At 36.6% G+C, this 19,993-nt stretch carries 20 protein-coding genes, 1 tRNA gene and 1 riboswitch; of the genes, 1 reads left to right on the top strand and 20 read right to left on the bottom strand.

Annotated features, from left to right (window positions below; genetic code table 11):
• Positions 1-6 precede the first annotated feature (6 nt).
• From J2Z26_RS13315 to J2Z26_RS13370, 12 genes are all read right to left on the bottom strand, one after another.
• Positions 7-83: transfer RNA gene (locus tag J2Z26_RS13315), tRNA-Arg, on the bottom strand.
• A gap of 304 nt (positions 84-387) precedes the next feature.
• Positions 388-900 carry a metallophosphoesterase family protein gene (locus tag J2Z26_RS13320; protein ID WP_193535677.1) on the bottom strand — a complete coding sequence of 171 codons (513 nt, stop codon included), beginning with the start codon at positions 898-900 and terminating at the stop codon, positions 388-390.
• Positions 897-1,511, bottom strand: a complete 615-nt coding sequence (locus J2Z26_RS13325; protein WP_193535679.1) for an XTP/dITP diphosphatase — start codon at positions 1,509-1,511, stop codon at positions 897-899. The genes J2Z26_RS13320 and J2Z26_RS13325 overlap by 4 nt, the downstream gene beginning before the upstream one ends.
• A 1-nt stretch (position 1,512) precedes the next feature.
• Complete coding sequence (gene rph / locus J2Z26_RS13330) at positions 1,513-2,268, bottom strand: ribonuclease PH (protein WP_193535681.1); 756 nt, start codon at positions 2,266-2,268, stop codon at positions 1,513-1,515.
• Positions 2,269-2,358: 90 nt separating this feature from the next.
• A complete protein-coding gene (locus tag J2Z26_RS13335; RefSeq protein ID WP_193535682.1) occupies positions 2,359-3,420 on the bottom strand; it encodes a GerMN domain-containing protein in 1,062 nt (353 codons plus the stop codon).
• Between the two features lie 142 nt (positions 3,421-3,562).
• On the bottom strand, positions 3,563-4,357 hold the full coding sequence (racE, locus tag J2Z26_RS13340) for a glutamate racemase (protein ID WP_227413681.1): 795 nt from the start codon (positions 4,355-4,357) through the stop codon (positions 3,563-3,565).
• Positions 4,358-4,367: 10 nt separating this feature from the next.
• A complete protein-coding gene (locus J2Z26_RS13345) occupies positions 4,368-4,826 on the bottom strand; it encodes a MarR family winged helix-turn-helix transcriptional regulator (RefSeq protein WP_193535684.1) in 459 nt (152 codons plus the stop codon).
• Between the two features lie 193 nt (positions 4,827-5,019).
• Positions 5,020-5,244, bottom strand: coding sequence for a spore germination transcription factor GerE (gerE, locus tag J2Z26_RS13350; protein ID WP_193469933.1), 225 nt, complete (start codon positions 5,242-5,244; stop codon positions 5,020-5,022).
• Positions 5,245-5,376: 132 nt separating this feature from the next.
• On the bottom strand, positions 5,377-5,847 hold the full coding sequence (locus J2Z26_RS13355) for an acyl-CoA thioesterase (protein WP_193535686.1): 471 nt from the start codon (positions 5,845-5,847) through the stop codon (positions 5,377-5,379).
• A 297-nt stretch (positions 5,848-6,144) separates the two neighbouring features.
• Complete coding sequence (gene sdhB, locus J2Z26_RS13360) at positions 6,145-6,906, bottom strand: succinate dehydrogenase iron-sulfur subunit (protein ID WP_193469935.1); 762 nt, start codon at positions 6,904-6,906, stop codon at positions 6,145-6,147.
• Between the two features lie 3 nt (positions 6,907-6,909).
• The gene (sdhA, locus tag J2Z26_RS13365) at positions 6,910-8,670 is read right to left on the bottom strand and encodes a succinate dehydrogenase flavoprotein subunit (protein ID WP_193535688.1); all 1,761 of its coding nucleotides are present in this window, start codon (positions 8,668-8,670) and stop codon (positions 6,910-6,912) included.
• 86 nt (positions 8,671-8,756) lie between these two features.
• Positions 8,757-9,365: a succinate dehydrogenase cytochrome b558 subunit gene (locus J2Z26_RS13370; RefSeq protein WP_193535689.1), complete on the bottom strand. Its 609-nt coding sequence runs from the start codon at positions 9,363-9,365 to the stop codon at positions 8,757-8,759.
• 409 nt (positions 9,366-9,774) lie between these two features.
• Here J2Z26_RS13370 and J2Z26_RS13375 point away from each other — a divergent pair, with 409 nt between their 5' ends.
• Positions 9,775-10,233, top strand: coding sequence for a YslB family protein (locus J2Z26_RS13375; RefSeq protein ID WP_319638038.1), 459 nt, complete (start codon positions 9,775-9,777; stop codon positions 10,231-10,233).
• Positions 10,234-10,284: 51 nt separating this feature from the next.
• On the opposite strand, the gene J2Z26_RS13380 is transcribed toward J2Z26_RS13375, so the two are convergent.
• The 8 genes from J2Z26_RS13380 to J2Z26_RS13415 all read right to left on the bottom strand — a co-directional run bounded on the left by J2Z26_RS13380 (position 10,285) and on the right by J2Z26_RS13415 (position 19,834).
• Complete coding sequence (locus tag J2Z26_RS13380; RefSeq protein ID WP_193535690.1) at positions 10,285-11,523, bottom strand: aspartate kinase; 1,239 nt, start codon at positions 11,521-11,523, stop codon at positions 10,285-10,287.
• A 93-nt stretch (positions 11,524-11,616) separates the two neighbouring features.
• Positions 11,617-11,794, bottom strand: a riboswitch (Lysine riboswitch).
• A 70-nt stretch (positions 11,795-11,864) separates the two neighbouring features.
• Positions 11,865-13,637, bottom strand: a complete 1,773-nt coding sequence (gene uvrC, locus J2Z26_RS13385) for an excinuclease ABC subunit UvrC (RefSeq protein WP_193536087.1) — start codon at positions 13,635-13,637, stop codon at positions 11,865-11,867.
• Between the two features lie 371 nt (positions 13,638-14,008).
• Positions 14,009-14,323 (bottom strand): thioredoxin, encoded by a 315-nt coding sequence (trxA, locus tag J2Z26_RS13390; RefSeq protein WP_193469940.1) that lies wholly within the window; start codon positions 14,321-14,323, stop codon positions 14,009-14,011.
• Between the two features lie 347 nt (positions 14,324-14,670).
• A complete protein-coding gene (locus J2Z26_RS13395; protein ID WP_193535691.1) occupies positions 14,671-15,648 on the bottom strand; it encodes an electron transfer flavoprotein subunit alpha/FixB family protein in 978 nt (325 codons plus the stop codon).
• Positions 15,649-15,695: 47 nt separating this feature from the next.
• On the bottom strand, positions 15,696-16,469 hold the full coding sequence (locus J2Z26_RS13400) for an electron transfer flavoprotein subunit beta/FixA family protein (protein WP_193535692.1): 774 nt from the start codon (positions 16,467-16,469) through the stop codon (positions 15,696-15,698).
• A gap of 114 nt (positions 16,470-16,583) precedes the next feature.
• Positions 16,584-17,357, bottom strand: a complete 774-nt coding sequence (locus J2Z26_RS13405; RefSeq protein ID WP_209794360.1) for an enoyl-CoA hydratase — start codon at positions 17,355-17,357, stop codon at positions 16,584-16,586.
• An 11-nt stretch (positions 17,358-17,368) separates the two neighbouring features.
• A complete protein-coding gene (locus J2Z26_RS13410; RefSeq protein ID WP_193535694.1) occupies positions 17,369-17,965 on the bottom strand; it encodes a TetR/AcrR family transcriptional regulator in 597 nt (198 codons plus the stop codon).
• A 183-nt stretch (positions 17,966-18,148) separates the two neighbouring features.
• Positions 18,149-19,834 (bottom strand): long-chain-fatty-acid--CoA ligase, encoded by a 1,686-nt coding sequence (locus tag J2Z26_RS13415; RefSeq protein WP_193535695.1) that lies wholly within the window; start codon positions 19,832-19,834, stop codon positions 18,149-18,151.
• Between the last annotated feature and the right edge of the window lie 159 nt (positions 19,835-19,993).

Below are 19,993 nucleotides of genomic sequence, written 5' to 3' on the forward strand. Positions count from 1 at the left end.
TTTAAATGGCGTCCCAGGAGAGATTCGAACTCCCGACCGTACGCTTAGAAGGCGTATGCTCTATCCGGCTGAGCTACTGGGACATTGTGTTATAATAATATTTAGTTTAGTACACCAATCAGGTTATGACGTCCTAATCTCAGAAAGATTATTCAAGTAGCAGCTCGATTAGTACGCTGAAGCTTTTTCAGGTAGCTTATTCGTTCGTGCTCTATCCGGCTGAGCTACTGGGACATAGTATTTTAAATGTTTTTGTCTAAGTTGTTTTTGTCGATATCTCATTAGCGACATTTTTTATTATACTCACCATGCGATCTAAAGTCAACACTTTTTGCAAAGTTTTTTAGGTAGGAAAATAATGTGCTCTTATTAACCTACCTTTATATTTTATGTGAACTGAACCTCGGTTGTCAATGAATCAACTTTTGTACCATTAATATCGTAAAAACTAACAGAAGCATTTTTGTCCTTCAAATCCAGTATTGCATAAGTTCTTTCCCTTCTTAGTCTAGGAAGTCTTATACTACCTGGATTTATAAACAACGTTTCATCAATCATTTCTGCACCTGCGACATGGGAATGCCCAAAACATACAATTGAAGCTCCTAATTCCTTTGCACGATAATTAAGGTTCATTAAAGTCATTTTTACATTATAAAGATGACCGTGAGTGATTAACACTTCTTTATCTCCCACTTTCACTACTTGCTCAGTCGGGAGTTCCTGATCATGATCACAATTTCCTCTTACAGAAATAAATTGTAACATTTCATCTGCATTATGAATTAATTCAGAATCTCCGCAGTGAATCAATAGATCAACATCAGTCATATGTCTATCTTTTAAAACTACTAATTCGTTAGTCAAACCGTGGCTATCACTTACAATTAAAGCTCTCATAAGCTAGTTTCCTTTCCAGGATTGATGGATTCTAGTAGGCCCTTTAATTGTTTGAAAGCATTAGCACGATGACTAATTTGATTTTTTTCTTCCTTTGAAAGTTGAGCCATTGTTTTCCCTAATTCAGGAAGGAAAAAGATCGGATCATACCCAAACCCTTGATCACCAATAGGTGAAGTTGCAATAATCCCGTCACATGTTCCTTCAACAGTTTTTGTCTCGTCATTTGGTATAGCTAGCGCTAGTACACAATGAAACCTAGCAGTACGCTTATTTGTTGGTATACCCTCTAGCTCTTCTAGCACCTTCGCCATATTGGCTTGGTCATTCTTTTCAAATCCTGCATACCTAGCAGAATACACGCCTGGTCTCCCTTGTAATGCATCAATTGCTAGACCAGAGTCATCTGCAATTACGTTTGTTTTAAAGTGTTTCGAGATGGCTTCTGCCTTTAGAATTGCATTTTCTGTAAAAGTTGCCCCTGTCTCTTCTATATCTATTATATCTTTGTAGTCTAATAAGGATTTTACAATTATACCAAGGGGTGTTAAAAGTGTCTTGAAGTCCGCGACCTTTCCCTTATTTGTTGTTGCAATTAAAATCTCTTTCATTTCATTTTCCACCTTCAGATATTTTCACTTCTATTCCTAAACCATTTAATACTTCTTTTTGAATAGAAACTATCTCTTTAATACCATGTTCACCTAGGTCTAACAATTCATTTAATTGAGATCTCGAAAAGGTTGCTTCTTCTCCAGTCCCTTGGACCTCTACTAGCTGTCCAGACCCTGTCATTATAATATTCATATCAACTGCAGCTTTTGAATCTTCTATGTAATTTAAATCGAGGATCTCCCCATGTGTATCGATAATACCCACAGAAGTAGCAGCCAGGAAATCAGTTATAGGTAGTGACTTTACCTTTTTCTGATTAACTAATTTCGATAAAGCAATAACCATTGCAACATATGCTCCAGATATTGAAGCAGTCCTTGTCCCACCATCAGCTTGTATAACATCACAATCAATCCAAATAGTTCTTTCACCTAGCTCTTCTAAATTCACAACAGAACGGAGAGACCGACCAATAAGACGCTGGATTTCCATCGTTCGTCCTGTCACTTTTCCTTTACTAGACTCACGTATCGTTCTTTGCTCAGTTGCTCTTGGTAGCATAGAGTATTCTGCTGTAATCCACCCTTTTCCTTCACCTCGCATAAATGGAGGCACTCGATCTTCAACTGAAGCATTACAAATGACCTTTGTGTCGCCCACAGAAATTAATACTGATCCTTCTGGGTGCTTAATAAAATTTAGATCAAAGCTTATTTCCCTAAGTTGATTGTTTTCTCGCCCATCTACTCTCATATCAATTCCCTACCTTCCACAATAAAGAAGAGGCGGGCACTAAGCCAACCTCTTTTTAAACTTACCTATAGTATATCAAAATTAATAAGATTAAAAACTACCAGTGTTGACTTTTTCAGGACGTGTAACAGGTTCTGTTAACGTTTTTCCTTCATCAGTCATAACTTCTGGATTACCAGCGACAGTAATTGCAACACTTTCAATCCCTGGTTGTTCAGTTAGAGATAATACTAAGGAATTAATTACATGTCTAGAAATCATTTTTTCCTCGAAACTACCATAAATGTTTTCGTTAAAGTCTAATGTTACTTTTCCATTTTCATACGTAGCACTTAGAAGAGCTGCATCCGTTTGAAAATCACTTAATAGGCTTGAGTTATAGTCTGGTCCTTCGATTAATTCTTTTACAATGACAGCAATATTGTCCTCGTCAGTTTCTGATTTATCAATACGCTTTGTTACTGGTACATAATAGATGCCCTCTTGGTTCTCAGCTAAGAAGTATAACGTGATAGGTTTAGTGTTTGTAATATCTACTACTTCACTGTTATCTAAGTTAATGCCAGCTGATCGGTTTAATCCATTCCCGATTGGGGTACCGTTAACAGGCATTTCATCTTGCTCATGTCCATTTATACGGATTTTAACATTTTTTATGGAATCAAATTGAGTAAGTGTATACGTTATCGATTGTAAAATTCGTAACTCATCCTCTGGTTGATAGTTTGCAAACTCTTTAGAAAAGTCAACAATAACCGTATTCCCATCCATATTTGTAGTTACTTGAGTATCTTGTGGTAGTACTGCTCTAAAACCATTAGGCAGCATCTCTGTAACAGGTCCACCTTCTACCAAGTATTCTAAAACCTGCTTAGCTACACCCTCGGATTTAGGAAGCTGAAAGGTTTGTGGAACTACCATTCCATTTTTATCTACTAGATAAAGCTCCCTCGTTACTGATTCAACTGATGCTTCATCTCCCATTTCAGTTCCACTCTCAGTAGTGTCTATATCTTCATTCGTATACGTCACATCTTGTGGTGGGTCAATTTCTTCTACCGCTGGTTCTCCTCCAAATAGTCCACACCCCGATAGTAATACTGATGAAGCAATAACTGTTGCTGCAATTTTAGACTTTGTTAAATCTCGCATACATAATCCCTCCCATGGTGGTTTGTACTACTATGTATACGAGCTATTTTTCATTTTAGACCGACTTTTACTAAAAGAAATCTTCTTTCTTATATATTTATTTCTATTAAGATAAAAAACTCCAGTAGTCTATAACTGGAGTTTAAATCTGAACTGTTTTTATATTTTCAATTGGTCGTTCAAGCCATTGTGACGCGATCTTTTGAAAAATCTCTTTTTCTCCTGTTGTTAAGAAGAGGTGGTTTCTCTTATTAGAACCTTTATTTAGTAATCCATTGTAGTAAAGAATCGTACTTACTTCCCTAGCCGTCTCGTCGCCGGAACATATGAGATTCACACTATTTCCGACAGCTTCTTGAATGGTAGGTCTCAATAATGGGTAATGTGTACAACCTAGAATCAATGTATCCATCCTACTATCTTCAAAAGGAAGAAGAGATTCTTTCACAATCTGCATTGCCTTTTCATTATTGAAATCTCCACTTTCCACTAATGGAACAAAACTAGGGCAAGCTAAGCTTTCTACATTAATCTGACTATTTATTGATTTAAGAGCCGTTTCGTACGCTCCACTATTTATTGTATTAATTGTCCCTATAACACCTATGTTGTGATTTTTAGTTACCTTAAGTGCTGTTCTTGCTCCAGGGAATACAACTCCAATTACCGGTATATTTAATTCTGCTTGAATATCGTCCAAAACTAGAGCGGTTGCCGTATTACATGCAATGACTAATAATTTTATGTTGTAAGCAAGTACGTAATTTGTCATTTCCCAAGTAAATTGACTAACTTCTTTCTTAGGCCTTGGACCATACGGACACCTAGCAGTGTCGCCTAAGTAGATAATTTCTTCTTTAGGTAATTGACGCATAATTTCTTTTGCTACTGTCAGTCCACCGACCCCAGAATCGATAATTCCAATTGGTCTGTACAAAAAAATCGCCTCATTCTGCTTTCATTTCATGATGTAGTTTAGCTAAACTTTTCTCTAAAACTAGTATTTCTTCTTTTGAAAAATCACCAAGTACTTCAGATAAGTAATTCTGACGTTTTTGTATTACTTCCTCGATAATGCGCTCACCTTCATCAAGCAGGTGAATCCTTACCACTCGGCGGTCGTTAGGGTCTTTAACACGCATAACTAGATGATTCTTTTCCATTCGATCAATTAAGTCTGTAGTTGTGCTGCATGCGAGAAACATTTTATTGGAAAGCTCACCAATCGTCATATCGCCACCTTCAAAAAGCCATTGAAGTGCAACAAACTGAGGTGGAGTAATTGTATAATTACTAAGAATTTCTCGACCCTTTTGTTTAATGATAGCCGAGATATACCTTAACGATTTTTCTAAATCTGCAACTACCTGATCTTCACTTACCGTTTGATGTCCTTGAATTGACATAATCATCCCCCTTTATAGAATTTAACCACATTCTCTACTAATTTATTTTATTTTCTACTTTTTTCGTCAAAAATGCAAGTAACATTTAGATTACACACCTATATTTAGTGAGTTCTACCAACAAACTTTAAGGGGGGATTTGCTATAAAACAAATCAGCTACCTTACTTTTGTTGTAAGATAGCTGATTGTACTTAAAGCTTAAGTTCGCCCATTCGAAGGAGCTCGACAACTGCTTGAGAGCGCCCCTTGACACCAAGCTTTTGCATCGCATTCGAAATGTGATTTCTAACCGTTTTTTCACTAATAAACAAATCACTGGCGATTTCTTTTGTTGTTTTGTCCTGAACTAATAGTTCAAAAACTTCTCTTTCTCTCTTTGTGAGTAGTGGCTTTGGTTGAAACTCATTCTCCTTCAAGTACTGTAACCCTCCTTGCCTTAGCCAGAGCTGAACTACCGGATGGGTATATATTTAGTCAACATATACTATGAGGTAAATGCGTTTCCTGTGACTGAAATTACGATATGTATTATTATTAATCGCCTATTTTTATATGAAAATAAGTTCCTTTGATACATTTTCTATTACGTTTCTCATATCTGTTGACCATGGTACGCCCTTAGCCTTCTTCTTCGACATTTGAACAATTGTTCCTCTACCTGTAAAGAAGGCATTTTTATGCTCATCCCCACCCATATAATGAAGATCAATCGACGAGTTGCCAATTTTGTGAACCTTAACATAGATGTCGATGACTTGATCAAAATAAACCTGCTTTACAAAATCACACTGAAGATCTGCTACAACAGGGATAACTTCGCTTGCTGGTTTGGTCCATTCTTGCATAAACCCTAACGCTTTAAAGAACTCGATTCGCGCCTCTTCAAAATAGATAAAAGGAATTGTGTTGTTCAAGTGTCCAAACATGTCTGTTTCTGAAAAACGGACTTTAATTTTATGACTAAATTCGAATGATTCTTTCCATGAGGATAAATCATTAATATAAGGTATGTTTTTCATCCTAAGATGCTCCTAACTTTTGGTATTTAATAAAGGTTCTTTTCTAAAAGAATGTTGTTTTAACAGTGAACATTGACCGTTCCTTTGCGCTGCAGGCACTTGCTTTCCGCCGGGAGGAATGCGAGCCTCCTCGGCGCATACGCCTGTGGGGTCTCGCCGGATATTCCTCTACTTCCCGCAGGAGTCAAGTGCCTTCCGCTCCAATCCACTCTTGTTAAATACAGATAAAAGCAACAAACTTTACGAAAAGAGCATTAGTAAAAAAGCCCCTTCAATAATTTGAAGAGGCTTTTACTATTACGCTTGATCACTTCCGAAGAAGTTTCGGAATGATTGGATTGTTGTATCTCTGTTTAATGCTGCAATTGATGTTGTTAAAGGGATACCCTTTGGACAGGATTGCACACAGTTTTGTGAGTTACCACAGTTCGCAAGACCACCATCACCCATGATTGAATTTAGACGTTCTGCTTTATTCATTTCACCAGTTGGGTGAGCATTGAATAAACGAACTTGGGATAAAGGTGCAGGTCCAATGAAATCAGATTTACTATTTACATTAGGACAAGCCTCTAAACACACACCACATGTCATACATTTTGAAAGCTCATATGCCCACTGACGCTTTGTTTCAGGCATACGTGGTCCAGGACCTAAATCATAAGTTCCATCAATCGGAATCCATGCTTTTACCTTTTTAAGAGAATCAAACATTCTCTTACGATCTACCTGTAAATCACGAACTACTGGGAATGTTCTCATTGGCTCCAAACGAATTGGCTGCTCTAGTTGATCAACAAGTGCAGTACAAGACTGACGTGGTTTACCATTGATAATCATCGAACACGCACCACATACTTCCTCAAGACAGTTCATGTCCCAAGAGATTGGTACTGTTTGATTTCCTCTAGCATCCACTGGATTACGTCTGATCTCCATTAGTGCTGAGATTACATTCATGTTCGGACGATATGGAATTTTAAATTCCTGTGTATAAGGGGCTGTTTCAGGACTATCTTGACGAGTAATAATAAAATGAACAATTTTGTTTTCACTCATGTTTTAGTTCTCCCCCTTTTTCTTAGAGTAATCACGCTTACGTGGCTGAATTAAAGATGTATCAACATCCTCATAGCTAAATTGTGGCGCAGACTTACTATCTTTAAATTTAGCCATTGTTGTTTTTAACCACTCTTCATCATTACGCTCAGTGAATTCTGGTTTATAATGTGCTCCACGGCTCTCATTACGGTTGTAAGCACCAAGTGTTACAACACGAGAAAGATGAAGCATGTTTTCTAATTGACGAGTAAATACTGCACCTTGGTTGCTCCATTTCGCAGTATCATTAATATTGATATTTCCAAAACGCTCAAGTAGCTCTTGGATTTTCTCATCTGTTTTCAATAACTTATCATTGTATCTAACAACAGTAACATTATCTGTCATCCACTCACCAAGTTCTTTGTGTAGGACATATGCATTTTCGTTACCGTCCATGCTCATGATTGAATTCCACTTGTCTTCTTGTTCTTTAACGTGACGGTCAAATACTGAAGAAGGAATTGCATCCGTACTCTTTTCTAATCCATTCATGTAACGAATTGCATTTGGACCAGCAACCATACCACCATAAATAGCAGATAATAATGAGTTAGCCCCTAAACGGTTTGCACCGTGTTGAGAGTAATCACACTCACCAGCTGCAAAAAGGCCTGGAATATTCGTCATTTGGTCGTAGTCAACCCATAGTCCACCCATTGAATAGTGAACAGCAGGGAAAATTTTCATTGGCACTTTACGAGGATCATCACCCATGAATTTCTCATAGATTTCAATGATTCCACCAAGTTTAATATCAAGCTCTTTAGGATCTTTATGAGAAAGATCTAAATACACCATGTTTTCTCCGTTAATACCAGCTTTTAAGTCTACACATACGTGGAAGATCTCACGAGTTGCGATATCACGTGGTACTAAGTTTCCGTAAGCAGGATATTTCTCTTCTAGGAAATACCATGGCTTTCCATCTTTATAAGTCCAAACACGTCCACCCTCACCACGAGCTGATTCACTCATCAAACGAAGCTTATCATCTCCCGGGATAGCTGTAGGGTGAATTTGAATAAACTCACCATTTGAATAAATTGCACCTTGTTGATATACGATAGATGCAGCAGAACCAGTATTAATAACTGAGTTAGTTGATTTACCGAAAATAATCCCAGGTCCGCCTGTTGCCATAATTACAGCATCAGCAGCGAAAGCCTTAATTTCCATTGTTGTTAAGTCCTGACCTGTAATACCTCGACAAACACCCTCATCATCAATAATAGCACCTAAAAATTCCCATCCTTCATACTTTGTAACTAGTCCTGCCACTTCATAACGACGAACTTGCTCATCCAAAGCATAAAGTAATTGTTGACCTGTTGTTGCACCAGCAAATGCTGTACGGTGATGCTGAGTACCTCCAAAACGACGGAAATCAAGTAGTCCTTCTGGAGTTCTGTTAAACATTACACCCATACGGTCTAATAAATGAATAATTCCAGGAGCCGCCTCAGTCATAGCTTTTACAGGTGGTTGGTTTGCTAAGAAATCTCCACCGTAAACTGTATCATCAAAGTGTTCCCACGGAGAATCTCCTTCACCCTTCGTATTTACAGCTCCATTAATCCCACCTTGTGCACAAACAGAGTGAGAACGTTTTACCGGAACAAGTGAAAATAAATCTACTTGTACTCCTGCTTCAGCAGCTTTAATCGTTGCCATTAAGCCAGCTAAACCACCGCCGACTACGATAATTCTTCCTTTACCCATAGTAACTCACCCCTCAAAAGTTATTACATATGCAATAACGAGCTTAAATCATTTATTCTAATAAACTTAAATTATAGTTTTTTAGTTTATACAAATGCAAAAATCGCACGTAATCCTACGAAAGATAGTGCTACGAAAATACCAAGTGTTACATAAGTAGAAATTAATTGAGAACGTGGAGAAACTGTAATTCCCCAGCTTACACAGAATGACCACAAGCCGTTCGCAAAATGGAAGATTGTAGAAACAACACCCACAATGTAGAATACTAGCATGAAAGGATTAGCTAGGATGTTTTCCATCATTTGAAAGTTAACTTCAGCACCTAATGCAGCTGCAATACGAGTTTCCCAAACATGCCAAACGATAAAGATAAGTGTAATAATACCTGTTACACGTTGTAATAAGAACATTTGGTTTCGGAAAAAACTATAATTGCTAACATTGTTTTTAGCTGTAAACGCAATGTAAAGTCCATAAACAGCATGGAAGATAATTGGAATAAAGATAATTACAGCCTCTAATACATAACGAAAAGGAAGACTTTCCATAAAATGAGCAGCATTGTTAAATGCCTCTACTCCCTTTGTCGCAAAATGATTCACAATTAAGTGTTGAATTAAGAATATTCCAACTGGAACAACACCTAGAAGTGAATGGAGTCGACGATAAAAAAACTCACGATTTCCTCCCATTAATTTACCCCCTTAAATTTTAGCACCATATCTTTATGGAACTCTTTGTTGCTGCTGTTAAGCATACATTCACTTATATTATTAATTGATAAAATGAAAACCCTTGCAATAGATGTCAAAATTCGCCCAACTCTTCAGAGATGAGACAATAATTGACAATGCTATTGTAGATATTTCTTTATCAATATAATGTAACAAATACATTTTACTCTCATACAGAAGTAGCGTCAAGGAATCCTGTACACAAATTGTTCAAATTAAAACAATTCAATTACCGCTATTACCAATTACTTACAACTAATATCAAATAATTAATTTAGAATCATAATCAGTATTTATTCGACAAAAAAATTCATGTTTTTAATCCACCTTCTTGTTATATAATAATTTAGAGAAAGAGGGGAATCGTGTGAGAAATACTATCTTAGATGTAAATAAATCATTTTTTGATGAAAAACAAGTACCAAGCTTCGGTTATGAATTATTAAGAGAAGTTTTAATACCTGATCTACTCGGCAAAGATACTCCTCAGCTATTATATTGGGCTGGTAAAAATTTAGCTAGGAAGTATCCTTTAGACTCAATAGAGATGATTGTTGATTTTTTCAGTAAAGCTGGTTGGGGACAATTGACACTCGATAAGGATAAGAAAGAAGAACTCGAGTTCCATTTAACAGGTGATCTCGTTTCGAATCGTCTCTCTAGTAAAGAACCTTCCACTTTCCAACTCGAATCAGGCTTTTTGGCTCAACAAATTGAACACCAAAAAGGTCAATTATCTGAAGCATATGAACAACAGAAAAACAGGGCCTTAAAGGTCATTTTCACAGTAAAAACTGACAAAAAGGACATCATTAAACATATTTAATGGTTAATGGAAAAGGTGCTACACAGTTTGTGTCGCACCTTTTTTCATTATCTAAATTGTAACCTCTGATTTGTCAGAAACTGATAAACTAAATGCCTCATGTAGGGCATCTACTGCCTTGACCATGTTCACCTGCTCAACTACGGTCGATACTTTGATTTCAGATGTACTTACCATTTTCACTTGAATTTCGTGATTTGCTAGCACTTGAAACATTTCGGCTGCTACTCCGGGGTTGGAAATCATTCCTGAGCCAACAATAGAGACCTTGGCCAATCCACTTTCATGCTGAATTTCAGTAAACTTAAGCTCCTCACGGTTACTATTTAATACATGAAGAGTATCCTCTAAATCAGCTGTTTTAACTGAGAAAGAAATAGATGTTGTATTATCATTGGTTGTACTTTGAATGATAATATCCACATTTAAGCCATTCTGTGCTAATGTTGTAAAGATTTTAGATAATGTCTGTAGTTCATTAGGTAATCCACAGACTGTTACCCTTGTTACTTGGTCTTCAAATGCAATGCCTCTAACAATTAAGTTTTTTTCCATTGAAACTTCCTCCTCGATGATTGTCCCATTTTCTAACTCCATGCTTGATCTAACCTCTAAAGGCATTAAGTAATTTTTGGCAAATTCAACTGCTCTGGGGTGAAGTACGCCTGCACCTAAATTAGCTAGTTCCAACATTTCATCATAGGAGACAGACTGTAATTTTCTTGCAGTTTTTATATAGCGTGGATCAGTAGTAAAGACTCCAGTTACATCAGTATATATATCACACTTATCAGCTTTTAATGCGGCAGCCAAAGCAACTGCTGTTGTATCAGATCCACCTCTCCCAAGTGTAGTAATAGCACCATCTACTGTAATTCCTTGGAATCCAGCAACCACAACAATTTGTCCTTTATTTAAACTTTCGTTTAATTTCTTTGTATCTATATTTACGATACGTGCATTGCTATGTATCGCTTCAGTCTCAATGCCAGCTTGCCATCCTGTAAATGATATTGAATCATATCCTTTTTCTTGTAATGCTAATGTTAATAATGAAATGGTAACTTGTTCTCCTGTTGAAAGAAGCATATCCATTTCACGCTTGCTAGGATTTTTACTAATTTGCTTCGCTAAAGACACAAGTTCATCTGTTGATTTTCCCATAGCAGAAACGACAACAACCACTTTATTACCTTTGTCTACCTCATGAACAACTCGATTTGCAACGTTCTGAATACGCTCAATTGAACCAACCGATGTACCACCAAATTTTTGTACAATGATTCCCATTATTTTATCATCCTCTTCATTAAGTTCTCTAAAACGCAAAAAAGCAATGAGACTAACATCTCATTGCAGTGATAACGATAATTACGTGTCACTTCGTGAGATAGCCCTCCAAGAGTAAATCTTGACAGTCTTACATCTATTAAATGCAAAACCAGCGAAAAAACAAAATGAGCGTTTTATCACTTCGGCGAGCTTCCCTTTCAAACAGTGATTTACAGAGCTCATTCTCCTCCCACTGCCTACTTATAAAGCACGCACCTCTATCTTCACTTCAGTTTCTGAAGTGTATGAATATCAAATTAGTTGTAATTATATCAGAATTGGATGTAAAAATACAAGAATTAATTTCTTAATTTCTCATAGATTATCTCCGCAGTTTGGCGAGGTATTTTAGCCTCTACAATTTCTTCTATAGTTGCTGAACGTAGTTTTTTTATCGAGCCAAAATGTTTAAGAAGTGCTTTCTTTCTTTTTTCTCCCACACCAGGTATATCATCCAGAACAGATTGAAATGCAGACTTCCCTCTAATTTGACGATGAAAAGTTATTGCAAATCGATGAACTTCATCTTGAATTCGCTGTAATAGATAAAACTCTTGACTATTTCGTGGTAGCTGGATAATTTCAGCAGTCTCTCCCAATAATAACTCTGAAGTTCTATGTCTTTCATCCTTAGCAAGCCCTGCTGTCGGAACCTCTAATCCTAGCTCATTCTCTAATACATCCCTAACTGCCGCTAAATGACCTTTACCACCATCAATAATAATTAAATCAGGTAGTGGTAGTTGTTCCTTTAGTACTCTTGAATATCGCCTTCTAACGACTTCTCGCATCGATTCATAATCATCTGGACCGATTACGGACTTAATTTTATACTTTCGATACTCTTTTTTCTCAGGCTTGCCATCTATAAACACAATCATCGCAGAAACAGGATCTGTTCCTTGTATATTAGAATTATCAAAAGCCTCAATCCGATGAGGTGTAGCAATTCCTAAGTGGATACCTAACTGTTCAACTGCCTTAATCGTTCTCTCTTCATCTCTTTCAATTAGGGAGAATTTCTCTTTTATCGCAATAAAAGCATTTTTAGTTGCTAAATCTATTAAATCCTTCTTCTGCCCCTTACTAGGCTGAAACACACTTACTTCTAAAAGTTTTTCTACCATTTCCTTGTCTACCGTCTTAGGTAATAGAATTTCTTTGGGTTTAAAATGATTATTTTGCGAGTAAAATTGCCCTAAAAATGTTAGGAAATCTTCCTCAGGCTCATCATAAAATGGGAATAAAGAAACTTCACGCTCTATTAATTTCCCTTGCCTAATAAAAAAGACTTGTACACACATCCAGCCTTTGTCATAAGAAAAACCGAATACATCGCGATCTACAAAGTCAGTCATCGTCATCTTTTGTCTTTCCATTGTTGTTTCAATATGCGCTATTTGATCTCGATATTCTTTTGCTCTTTCAAAGTCAAGGTTTTCAGAAGCATTAATCATTTTCTCAGTTAAGTTAGTTTTAATTTCCTTGTAACCACCATTTAAAAACTTGGAAATCTCATCCACCAACTGTTTATTTTGCTCTTCTGAAACCGACTGGATACAAGGTGCTAAGCACTGACCAATATGATAATAAAGACATACTTTATCAGGCAAAGTAGAACATTTTCTAAGCGGATAGATTCGGTCTAATAGCTTTTTCGTTTCACTAGCCGCCTGTGCATTTGGATAAGGGCCAAAGTATTTCCCTTTATCTTTTTTCACATTACGGGTTATGAGTAATCTTGGATGTCTTTCAGCGGTAATCTTAATAAAAGGATAACTTTTATCATCCTTTAACATCACATTATATTTTGGGTCATATTTTTTAATTAAGTTCATTTCTAGTACTAATGCATCTATGTTTGAAGGTGTTACAATATATTCAAAATCAACAATCTCTTGAACTAAGCGTAGCGTCTTACCGTCATGAGAACCAGTAAAATAAGATCGAACTCTATTTTTTAATATTTTTGCTTTCCCTACATAGATAATCGTCCCATTTTTATCCTTCATTAAATAGCAGCCTGGTTGATCTGGAAGTACGGAAAGTTTTTCTTTTAGGTGATCATGCATTTGCAACCACTCCATTACACAATGTTGAGAATTTAACTAACACTTATTGTATCATGATTTGTGTACACTAGGACTTGTAAAATAAAGTAATTGTCTTTTATACCAAAAAAAAAGGTAACAGGGAGTTATTCGCTAGAATCCACTCGCTTTCCGCGGGCAGTCCGGGGGCCTCCCGGCGCTACGCACCTGTGGGGTCTCCCGTTGACGTCCTACTCCCGCAGGAGTCTCGTGGATTCTAGCGAATAACCTAACTCTCAACATTAGTTTTAATTTTTTTTTGTTACAACAAAGACTTACCTAAAAAATAGCTTTCGACAATATTTCCTAAGAAATACAAAAAAAACAGCCTAATTATATAGGCTGTTGTTGGATTATGCGTGTTTGTTTAGTAATTCAGCAAGTGCATCTTTAGGTTGGAATCCAACAACCTTATCTACAACTTCGCCGTTTTTCATAACTAGTAATGTTGGGATACTCATAACTCCGAATTTCCCTGCAGTCTCTTGATTTTCGTCAACATCGATTTTCACGATTTTAACTTTTTCACCCATTTCTGAGTCTAATTCTTCTAATACAGGAGCAATCATTTTACAAGGTCCACACCATGGAGCCCAGAAATCTGCAAGAACTAGACCTTCGCTAGTTTCCGTATTGAAATTTTGATCTGTTACATTTGAAATTGCCATATTTTTTTCCTCCTTTAAAACGTTTATATATTGTAGTTAACCTAGCATGTGAATACCTAAGTAACTAACACCTCCAGAATAATTTACCGTTATTCTGAGTAGCTAAACACAGTATATCACCTGGAAGTTTTAGATGCTAATTATTTGCTTCGTACGTAATATATGCTAGGACGGTTAAATCTATGTAAGTAAAATACCCTAATTTAAAGCATTATATTTGTTTATTAGTTACACTAACCCGTTGATTTCAGCTGAAGGCACTCGCTTTCCGCGGGCGGTCCGTGAGCCTCCAAATCAAGTAGCCTATATTCATAAATAAAAGGCAACCACTTGGCTGCCTCTTTATGTTAAGAATGTACTTTCAGTTTTTTAAACTCTTCTGTAAGAAGTGGTACAACTTCAAATAAGTCTCCAACGATTCCGTAATCAGCTACTTTGAAGATGTTTGCTTCTGGGTCTTTATTGATAGCTACGATAACTTTAGAGTTAGACATACCAGCTAAATGTTGAATTGCACCTGAGATACCGCAAGCAATATATAGGTCTGGTGTAACTACTTTACCTGTTTGGCCGATTTGTAGTGAATAATCACAGTATTCAGCGTCACAAGCTCCACGAGAAGCACCAATTGCTCCACCAAGAACATTAGCTAGTTCTTTTAATGGTTCAAATCCATCTTCGCTTTTCACTCCACGACCACCAGCAATAACAACCTTTGCCTCTGACAAGTCAACACCTTCAGATGCTTTTCTCACTACTTCCTTTACAATTGTACGTAAGTCTTTAATATCAACTGATAATGAAGACACTTCACCTGTACGTGACTCGTCTTTTGCTAAAGGAGCAATGTTATTTGGACGGATTGTAGCAAAGATTAATCCATCAGTAATAATTTTCTTCTCAAATGCTTTACCTGAGTAGATTGGTCTTGTAAACACAAGATTACCGCCTGTTGCCTCAACATCTGTTGCATCAGAAATTAATCCAGAATTTAGCTTACCAGCAATTTTAGGAGCTAAGTCTTTTCCTAATGCAGTGTGTCCAATCACTAATCCTTCTGGACTTTCAGCATCAATAACAGCTAATAAAGCTTGAGCATATCCATCAGGTGTATACGTTTTCAATTTTTCGTCTTCAACTGTTACTACTTTATCTGCACCGTAGTGAAATAATTCAGTAGCTAATGAGCTAACACCGTCTCCTAGTAAGACAGCTACAACTTCTCCACCTTCAGCAACTGTTTTACCTGCAGAAATCGTTTCAAATGAAACATTACGTAATGAGTTATCACGTGCTTCAGCTAATACTAACACTTTTCTTGCCATTTTATTTTACCCCCTAATTTTAGTAGAGTGATATATTTATAAGTCTCTTACACTACTTTTGCTTCAGTATGAAGTAATGAAACCAGTTCTTTAACTTGGTCAGCTAATTCACCTTGAAGAACTTTACCAGCTTCTTTTTTAGGTGGTAAATAGATTTCAATAGTTTTTGTTTTTGCTTCTACATCATCTTCTTCTAAATCTAAGTCATCTAGTTCTAATTCTTCTAGAGGCTTTTTCTTAGCTTTCATAATCCCAGGTAGAGAAGGATAACGAGGCTCATTTAATCCTTGTTGTGCAGTTACTAATAATGGTAGTGTTGTTTCAATTACTTCAGAGTCTCCTTCAACATCACGAGTAACAGTAACATTCTTTCCATTGATTTCTAATTTAGTAATTGTTGTAACATATGGAATATCTAGTAATTCTGCAACACGTGGTCCAACTTGTCCAGACCCACCATCAATTGCTACATTACCACCTAAGATTAGGTCAACTTCTTTATCTTTTAAGAATTCAGAAATGATTTTAGCAGTTGTAAACTGATCTCCTGCTTCTACATCATCTTCTGTATTGATAAGAACTGCTTTATCAGCACCCATTGCTAAAGCAGTACGAAGTTCTTTCTCAGCATCCTCTGTACCAACAGTTACAACAGTTACCTCGCCACCGTTTGCGTCTCTAACTTGAATCGCTTCTTCAATGGCATATTCATCATAAGGGTTAATTATAAATTCGGCACCATCTTCACTAATTTGACCGTTTTTAACTACAATCTTCTCTTCTGTGTCAAATGTTCTTTTCATAATAACAAAGATGTTCATTGTTTCCCCTCCTACAAAATTAAAAGCTTATAAGTTTTAATAATTCTAAAACCTTATATAACTATTTTACTATAATTTCTGAATATTGAATAGAAAAATAGTTTAAAATAATCTTTATTTTCCTTTGAATTGAGGTTGACGCTTTTCAATAAAAGCTTGGATACCTTCTTGGCCATCCTCTGATGTAAAGACTTGACCGAATAACTCAGCCTCTCTTGCAACACCCGCATGGTATTGTTTTGTCTTAGCAATATTTAATAACTCGATGGTAGCAGCAATGGAGATTGGGCTTTTCGCAGCAATCTTTTTAGCAATTTTGTATGTTTCTTCTACTAAGCTCTCCTCTGGAAATGCATGGTTTGCTAATCCAAACTGAACAGCTTCCTTTCCACTAATAGGGTCACTTGTCCAAAGCATTTCAGCTGCTTTAGACACACCAATAAACTTTGGTAGTCTAGCTGTTCCAGCAAAACCAGGGATTAATCCTAATTGAAGTTCTGGAAGACCTAACTTTGCAGTTTCACTTACAATTCTAAAGTGACAACCCATTGCTAATTCTAAGCCACCACCTAGTGCAGCTCCATGAATGCTAGCAATGATTGGTTTGGTGAAGTTTTCCATTCTTTCAAATAGATCCTGCCCGTATGTAGACAGCTTTGAGAACTCTTCTCCATTTGAAACAGTCGTAAATTCTTTAATATCTGCACCTGCAGAGAAGAATCTGCCCTCTCCTTTTAAAACAATTACTCTAACTTCTTCATTAGTCTCAAGACCATCAAGTACTCCCGATAGCTCCTTTAGGACTAAAGATGATAAAGCATTTGCAGGTGGATGATTAATTGTAATTGTGGCAATTCTTTCCTCAATTGTTGTACTTAGTAATGCCATTTGCTTTCCCCCTAACTATTAGGCTTGAAGAATCCACATCCGTAGATCAATAGTTGGTGTACTTGTCCTGTTAACTTTAAGAGATCATATTTTTGTTCATTCATAACCCAAGTGGTGACAGTCTCGTCTATAGTACCGAAAACCATCTGCCTTGCTAGTCGAACGTCTAAATCAGCCCTGAACTCGCCATTTTCTTTACCCTGAATAATGATTTGATCAACGACCTTCAAGTAACCTTTTAGAACTTCATTTATTCGAAGTCTAAGTTCTTTATTAGATTGACGTAATTCTAGTTGGGTAACAATCGCTAAATCATGATCAGCAGCTAATAAGGAAAAGTGTTTTTCCACCAACATTAACAATTTCTCTGCAGCAGTCTGTTTTCCTGCAATTTCTTCTTCAATTTTCTCGATAAAATTGCCCATCTTTTCTTGGAACAAGGAAACGAGAATATCTTCTTTGTTTTTAAAGTAGAGGTAAATTGTCCCATCAGCTACTCCTGCTTGTTTTGCAATCTTTGAAACTTGTGCTTGATGGTAGCCGTTCTCGGCAATTACGACTACTGCTGCATCTATAATTTGTTTGAATTTTGGCTTCGTTCGTTTCAACTATGTTACTTCCTTTCATAAAATGAATGAATCGTCATTCATATTTTTATAATAAGGCCTTAATTAACTGCTGTCAAGTTTGTGTTAGCTAAGAAGAGCCACGCTCTGTTATCATGGCTCTTTGCATGATGTGTCTAACATTGGTGAACCGTCTATTGCAAAGTATATTGATAACCTTTAACATTAAGCCTGCTTGATTTTATCCTTCTCTTCATCCACTAAAGCTCTTCTCAATATTTTCCCTACCGCAGTCTTTGGAAGTTCTTTTCGGAATTCGTATTTTCTAGGCACCTTATATGCAGCCAAGTGTTTTCTGGCATATTCATCTAATTCAGCCTCAGTTATTGTTTTACCCTCTTTAGCTACTACATACGCTTTTACAGTTTCTCCTCGGTAAGGATCCGGGATACCTGCAACAACAACCTCTTGAACTTTATCATGCTCATATAGTACTTCTTCAATCTCACGAGGATAAATATTATATCCACCTGCGATAATCATATCTTTTTTGCGATCAACAATATAGAAGTATCCGTCCTCATCCATATAACCTAAATCTCCAGTTAATAGCCAACCGTCTTTGAGTGTTGCTTCAGTTTCTTCTGGTCTATTCCAATACCCTTTCATTACCTGTGGACCACGAATGATAACTTCACCAATTTGCTTGACTTCTGCTTCCTCGCCAGTTTGCATATCAATGATTTTAGCATCTGTATCGGGCCATGGTAATCCAATACTCCCACTTACTCTTTTCCCCCAAAGGAAATTCGAATGTGTCACCGGTGACGCTTCAGATAAACCATAACCTTCAACTACTTTACCACCTGTTACCTCTTCAAACTGCTCTTGCACTTCAACCGGAAGGGGTGCAGAACCACTTATGCACGCTTGAACTGAGGATAAATCATATTTTTTAATGTCAGGATGATTTAGTAATGCGATATAGATAGTCGGTGCACCAGGAAATAAGGTTGGTTTGAATTTCTGAATGGTCTTTAAGGTGTCTGTTGCGTCAAATTTTGGTAATAATACCATCTTATAAGCCTGCATGATTGAAAGATTCATAACAGTTGTCATGCCATACACATGGAAAAATGGTAATATTCCTAGAACAGACTCTTCCCCTCTTTTGCAATTATACATCCAAGTTGTACACATTAAAGTATTAGCTACAAGATTTCTGTGTGTTAGCATTACACCCTTTGGAAAGCCGGTCGTACCACCTGTATATTGCAATAAAGCAATATCTTCTTCTGGATTAATGTCTAATTCGATTTCTTTTGCTTCACTCGACTTTAAGATTTCTGTAAGTAAATGATTTTCCCCTTGATGTTCTACCTTTACAACAATCCCATATTGTTTTTTCTGAATAAATGGGTAAATCATGTTCTTTGGAAAAGGTAAAAAATCTTTAATCCCAGTCACGATAATATGTTCAAGGCATGTTTGCGCTTTCACTTTTGAAACTCTTGGATATAGAATATCGAGTGTAATGATTATTTTAGAGCCAGAATCGTTCATTTGATATTCTATTTCGCGTTCCATATAAAGTGGGTTTGTCTGAACAACTACTCCACCTGCAAATAATGTACCATAGTAAGCGATTACACCTTGTGGGCAATTCGGAAGCATGATTGCAACTCTATCACCTTTCTCAAGCCCAATTTTCTTTAGATAGTTTGCAAATTTAAGCGAACTCTCGTAAAGTTCAGCATACGTCAATTCCTTACCTAGAAAGTGTATTGCTTTTTTGTTTGGGTACTCCTTTGTTACATCCTTCAAATAGGATTGTAAAGACTTATTACCATAATCAAGTGAATGTGGTATCTCTTTTGGGTATTGCTTTAACCATGGTTTACGTTGTTCCATCTTATTTCCCCTCCTTAATATATTTTATATCCAAAACAATTACGTTTTGAATATTCTAACCATTTTCTCCATTATAGTACATACGCAATATTGTGACAATTGGAGTTTAAATAAATGTTTAAATTTAAATAATAAAAGGCATCCAAAATTGAATGCCTT

This window comes from Cytobacillus luteolus (assembly GCF_017873715.1).
Taxonomy (GTDB): Bacteria; Bacillota; Bacilli; order Bacillales; family Bacillaceae_L; genus Bacillus_BV; species Bacillus_BV luteola.